Here is a 4,759-nt window from a genome sequence, read left to right on the forward strand (position 1 = left end):
GGATCACGCTGGAAAGCGCTCCCGGCATGGGCACGGCTTTCACCATCTGGCTGCCGCATGCGCCGGCGGCCAACCACAACCAGCCAGGCTAACCCAACCCCATCCCCCGATCGACGGCCTGCCTATCGCCGTGTTCGCGCGTCAACTGGATGAAGGCTTCCAGCTTAACCGGCGCGCCCAGCGGCGTCTTGCCAACCAGCCGCTCGATGGCGTTCATCGTCTCCATGTGTTTTCCTTGACGAGGAGAACCGGAACGCCCAACGTCTCCGATTGCTGAATGATCTGCGGGCTGGGGCGGTTGTTGCCGGTCAGGATCAAGGCCCGCGTGCAGGTCTCAAGGGGGGGCAAGCTTGTTATCTGCTCGGGCGCCTGCGGTGCTCGCCGCCTTGTTCTTCTGGCGGTGGAAGCGCGCCAAGGCTGCGCCCACCGACATGACCCCGATCGTGAAGCGCTCACACACGGGATCCGGATTGTAGTCACGGGTCAGGATATCAGACTGCAGGATCGTGACCAGCTCGCCGACGCTCAGCGCCGACAGTCCCGGCATCGGGCAACCCCTGTTTGAGGGCTGCCAGGTTCTCGGGCGTGAAGCGCTGCGGGCCCAGGCCGGCCGGCTCAAGGGCATCGGTGGCCAGAATGCCGGGGCCCCCGGCCTGAGTGTCGATGGCGGTCCGGTCGCGGCGCAGGAGCGGCTGCTAAGCGAAGCCAATCACGTGGTCGAACAAGTCCTCCAGAGTGTTGGCGCGCACGATGCCGGCCTGGCGGAAGGTCGCCTGGTGGGCTTGCTCCGAGCCGGCCAACGAGCCGGTGTGGGACGACACCGACCGGGCGCCGCCCTGAGTCGCGTCGGACTCGATGGCGACGATCGATTTCTTCTTGGACGTGCGTCGGGTGACCTCGATGAAGGCCTGACCGTCCGGCACGCCTTCGATGGAACACCGGATCACCCGTGACCAGGCCGCCTCGCCCCAGGCTTCGAGCAGGTCGATTTCGCTGACGTCGGTTTTGTTGCCGAGGGAGACGAACTTGTTCAGGCCCGGCCCTCTGGCCTGCGCCCAGTCCAGGGTGTCGGCCCCCAGGACTCCGGATTGTGACAGGAAGGCCATCGGGCTGGAGGGCGGCGTCCAGGCAGAAGCCGAAGGATTCAAGGGAGGGCTGGTGTCGATCACCCCCAGGCAGTTCGGGCCAATCAGGCGGATCCCGTTCTGCCGCGCCAGCCCGGGACCTTCCTTCTCCCGCTCCATGCCGGCCAGCCCAGCCTGGCGGAATCCGGCCGGGATGATCGCGACCGATGGGATCTTCTTCTGGGTGCAGGTTTGCAGGGCGTCCAGATATGCAGGCAGGCAACCACAATCACGGCCAGGTCGATCGGGTCGGGCACGGCCTCCACGGATGGAAACGTCGGTTGGCCGAGGATGCAACCGGCCTTGGGGGTTGATGGGAACGCCCTGCGCCCCTCCGCGCAGAACCCGCCGTTGACTAGGTTGCCGAGAACGGCGTAGCCGAGCTTCTTGGGATCGGCTGAGGCACGGCTCACGGCCACCGAACGCGCTGAGAAGAAGTTCGACAACGACACGTTGTGGGGTCCGGATGGGGGTGGGTCGGCGCTCCGGCGCTGGCACCTACCAGGGGCAGCACCGACCCCTAAGAGAGGACCCCATCCCAGCGGACAGGGTCCATCAACTCCCACTTGTCACGAGCAGGCGCCCCAGCGTGGCACCCTGTGGCGAAGGTGGACGGACAGGCGCCTCGAGCCAGCGGGCAATCGGGGCAAAGGTGCGGCGATGGACTGCAGCCGGCCCTTGCCGAGCGAGCCCGGCCCGGTGGGCCGCCGTGCCGTAGCCCTTGTTGTGAGCCAGGGCGTAGCCTGGGAACAGGCTGTCAAGCCCAACCATCAGCTGATCACGGTATACCTTGGCCACCACCGAGGCGGCCGCGATCGACAACGAGAACTGGTCACCAAACTTGAAGGCCAGCTGGCCCACGCTGGTTCCGGGAAGGCGCAGGTAGTCGATCAGCAGGTAGTCGGCGCAGGGACGCAGCCCGGCCGCCGCCCGCAGCATGGCGAGGTGCGTCGCCGGCACGATCCCCAGGGATTCGATTTCCTCGACGCTGGCCTCACCGACCGCGCAGCCCCAGGCGATCTGGCAGATGCGCGGCTCCCAGGCCAGGCGTTCGTCCGGGGACATTTGCTTGGAATCCCGGACGCCGCACAGCAGCCGGCGCAGGTTGCGGCGCTCGAGCGGGAGTCCGACGGCCGCAGCGACGACCGGTCCCGCCCAGGCCCCCCGGCCAACTTCATCGACCCCGGCGACATGCAGGAAGCCTTGCCGCAGCAAGGCGCGCTCCTTGCGAAGATCCGGAACGCTACTCAGGCTGCACCCTTGGCGCATAGGCGCCTTGTTTCCACAGGCGGCGGATCCGGAACAGGTCGCGCAGCATGGCGAAGGAGTCGCGCAGGACGCTCACCCGGCTCCCCGGGTTGAAGGTCCAGGGGATCGGGACCTCAGCGATGCGGTAGCCACGGCGCAGGGCGATGAATAGGACCTCAACGTCGAATGTCCAGCCCTCGAGCTGCTGGACCTGGAAGAGATCTAGGGCGACATGATCGCGGAACATCTTGAAGCCGCATTGGGTGTCCTGGAATCCCGGGACCGCCAGCAGGCGGACGAGCCAATTGAAGGCCCTTCCGATCAGGTGGCGGTGAGGGGGTTCGCCGTAGCGCGCGGCGCCGGGCGCTTCGCGGGAGGCGATGGCGATATCCATCTCCGAAAGCCCCGGCGGGAGGAAGCCCAGAACCTGCTCTATCGGCATCGACAGATCCGCATCGGCGATGAAGCGAAATTGACCCTGCGCCGCCAGCATGCCCTGCCGAACGGCGGCCCCTTTACCGCGGCGGGGCTCCTGCAGGACGCGTATCCATGGAATACGCCGGGCATACGACTGGGCGACGGCGTAGGTGGCATCGCGGCTGCCATTGTCGACGACCAGGACCTCCGCCCGAAAGGGCTGCGCCTGGAGGAAGGCCAGGATGCTGTCCAGACTGGCGGGGAGCCGGCCCTCTTCGTCGAGCGCCGGGATGATGATCGACAGGAATGGCTGCAAGATTCACCTGAGTCGCCGGCTAGCCGCCGGACAGGTCTCGAAGCACGACCATCGCCAGGGTTGCCACCATGATCAGCGCCAGCGTCGCCAGGATCGCCAGGGTGACCCATTGGGCAACCGTCATGCCCGCGATCCGACGCCGGCGCTTGCGTAGTTTCACCTGGCGCGTCGGCTGCAGCGCCGTGCCGCTCGACTGTTCCCAGGCTTTGGCCGGCGGCAGATCAACGGCGGCCGAGACCTGCGGCGGGGCGACCGCCTCGCTCGGTCTGGGAGGATCGGTAAGGGCCTTGACCAGCAGCCCGATATCCTCGCCGTCCATGATCGGCTGCTGTTGCAGGATGCTGTTGGCGAAGTGGTCGACGGCGTCGGCCACGACCACCCTGGCCGTGGGGTTGACGGTGTCCACATGGGCGCGCGGGTTGCTGAACGCCAGCACCGGCTGTACTTCGGGGAGTCCATAGCCCTGGGCCTGGATGAAGTGCAGCAGCGTCTGGGACATCCCGATCACCGTCGCCTGCAGATTGGGCTTGAGGCGGGTGAACTGCTGGCTGCGGGCGTTGTAGCGCAGCCACTCGCTTTCCTGGGCCCGGAAGATGCCGGTGACCGTGCTCGGATGGATCAGCCAGACCCCTTGGGGGCCGATCAAGGTCATGGGGACCGGATCGGGCACGCCCGGGATCCGGGTGTTGCGCAGCACGACGAACTCACTCCCCAGCGTCCGGCCCAGCCGCTGGGTGAGCTGTGTCTGCGCCTGCATCATCCCGAACCAGCCGAGGCCGAAGCGGAAGGTGCCCTGCAGGCGGTTCTGAATGCCGATCTTGCCGTCCGGATCGCGGAACTCGGATTTGTCGATGACCTTCATGGCTTCCTGGCGAGCCGGGAGGCTAGCGGCCCGGCTGACGCCATGGCAATTATAGGTCAGGACAACGCCCAGACAACCCCGTCCCTCGGGTTCGAGCTGAGCCAGGACGGAGGCGGCCAGGCCAGCGCTGGCCGCCTCCGTCCTGGTTGACTTCGGCCGGGTGGGCCGTTACACTTTCCCCATCAAGGTCCTTATCGGAGGAGGCGATTATGCCGGCGCCAACCCATCGTTTGATCGTCCGCACGGGCCCGAATCCGGGCATGGTCTTTGACCTGACGAAGGAGGTTACCCTGATCGGCCGAGATGTCACGAATGACATCGTGGTGGGCGATCCCGAGCTCTCGCGCCAGCATGCGCGGCTCACCCGCACCCCGGCCGGGTACATCCTAGAGGATCTGGGCTCCACCAATGGCACCTTCGTCAACAGTGAGCGCCTGGTGACCGCCCGCGCCCTGAGCGCCGGCAACTTGCTGGGCTTCGGGGAGAACGTCACCGTCACCTTCGACTCGATGTCTCCGGAGGCCGCCGCCACGGTGATGGCCGCGGCTGCTCGACCGGTTGCACCCTTGCCGCGGGTGCAGGCCCCGGCCACGCCGCCGCCACCGACCCCGGCCGGTATCCCGGCTGACCAGCCGAAGCCATCCGGACGCAGGTCGTGGGTGATGGCCGGGTGTGGCTGTCTGGTGCTGATCGTGACCTGTATCGCCTTCCTGTTCTTCATGGACAGCTTCTTCCCCGATATCCTGTATGCTCCCATGCAGATTTTTGGGTTCTGAGTCAATTTGGCAGAGA

Annotated in this window: 7 protein-coding genes; 1 reads left to right on the top strand and 6 read right to left on the bottom strand. The window is 66.6% G+C overall.

Features of this window, described 5'->3' with window-relative positions; all coding sequences use genetic code 11:
* Positions 1 to 88: 88 nt before the first annotated feature.
* The 6 genes from MUO23_04615 to MUO23_04640 form a co-directional block, all read right to left on the bottom strand.
* The gene (locus tag MUO23_04615) at positions 89 to 226 is read right to left on the bottom strand and encodes a hypothetical protein (GenBank protein MCJ7512233.1); all 138 of its coding nucleotides are present in this window, start codon (positions 224 to 226) and stop codon (positions 89 to 91) included.
* Between the two features lie 108 nt (positions 227 to 334).
* Positions 335 to 547 carry a hypothetical protein gene (locus MUO23_04620; protein ID MCJ7512234.1) on the bottom strand — a complete coding sequence of 71 codons (213 nt, stop codon included), beginning with the start codon at positions 545 to 547 and terminating at the stop codon, positions 335 to 337.
* Positions 548 to 695: 148 nt separating this feature from the next.
* Entirely contained in the window at positions 696 to 1,244 is a 549-nt protein-coding gene (locus MUO23_04625; protein ID MCJ7512235.1) for a hypothetical protein, read from the bottom strand.
* 435 nt (positions 1,245 to 1,679) lie between these two features.
* Positions 1,680 to 2,339 carry a ribonuclease HII gene (locus MUO23_04630; protein ID MCJ7512236.1) on the bottom strand — a complete coding sequence of 220 codons (660 nt, stop codon included), beginning with the start codon at positions 2,337 to 2,339 and terminating at the stop codon, positions 1,680 to 1,682.
* A gap of 28 nt (positions 2,340 to 2,367) precedes the next feature.
* On the bottom strand, positions 2,368 to 3,105 hold the full coding sequence (locus tag MUO23_04635) for a glycosyltransferase family 2 protein (GenBank protein ID MCJ7512237.1): 738 nt from the start codon (positions 3,103 to 3,105) through the stop codon (positions 2,368 to 2,370).
* A gap of 19 nt (positions 3,106 to 3,124) precedes the next feature.
* The gene (locus tag MUO23_04640; protein MCJ7512238.1) at positions 3,125 to 3,967 is read right to left on the bottom strand and encodes a hypothetical protein; all 843 of its coding nucleotides are present in this window, start codon (positions 3,965 to 3,967) and stop codon (positions 3,125 to 3,127) included.
* 209 nt (positions 3,968 to 4,176) lie between these two features.
* Between MUO23_04640 and MUO23_04645 the strand changes: the two genes are divergently transcribed.
* The gene (locus tag MUO23_04645; GenBank protein ID MCJ7512239.1) at positions 4,177 to 4,743 is read left to right on the top strand and encodes an FHA domain-containing protein; all 567 of its coding nucleotides are present in this window, start codon (positions 4,177 to 4,179) and stop codon (positions 4,741 to 4,743) included.
* Positions 4,744 to 4,759: the final 16 nt, after the last annotated feature.

The organism is Anaerolineales bacterium (assembly GCA_022866145.1).
Lineage (GTDB): Bacteria > Chloroflexota > Anaerolineae > Anaerolineales > E44-bin32 > PFL42.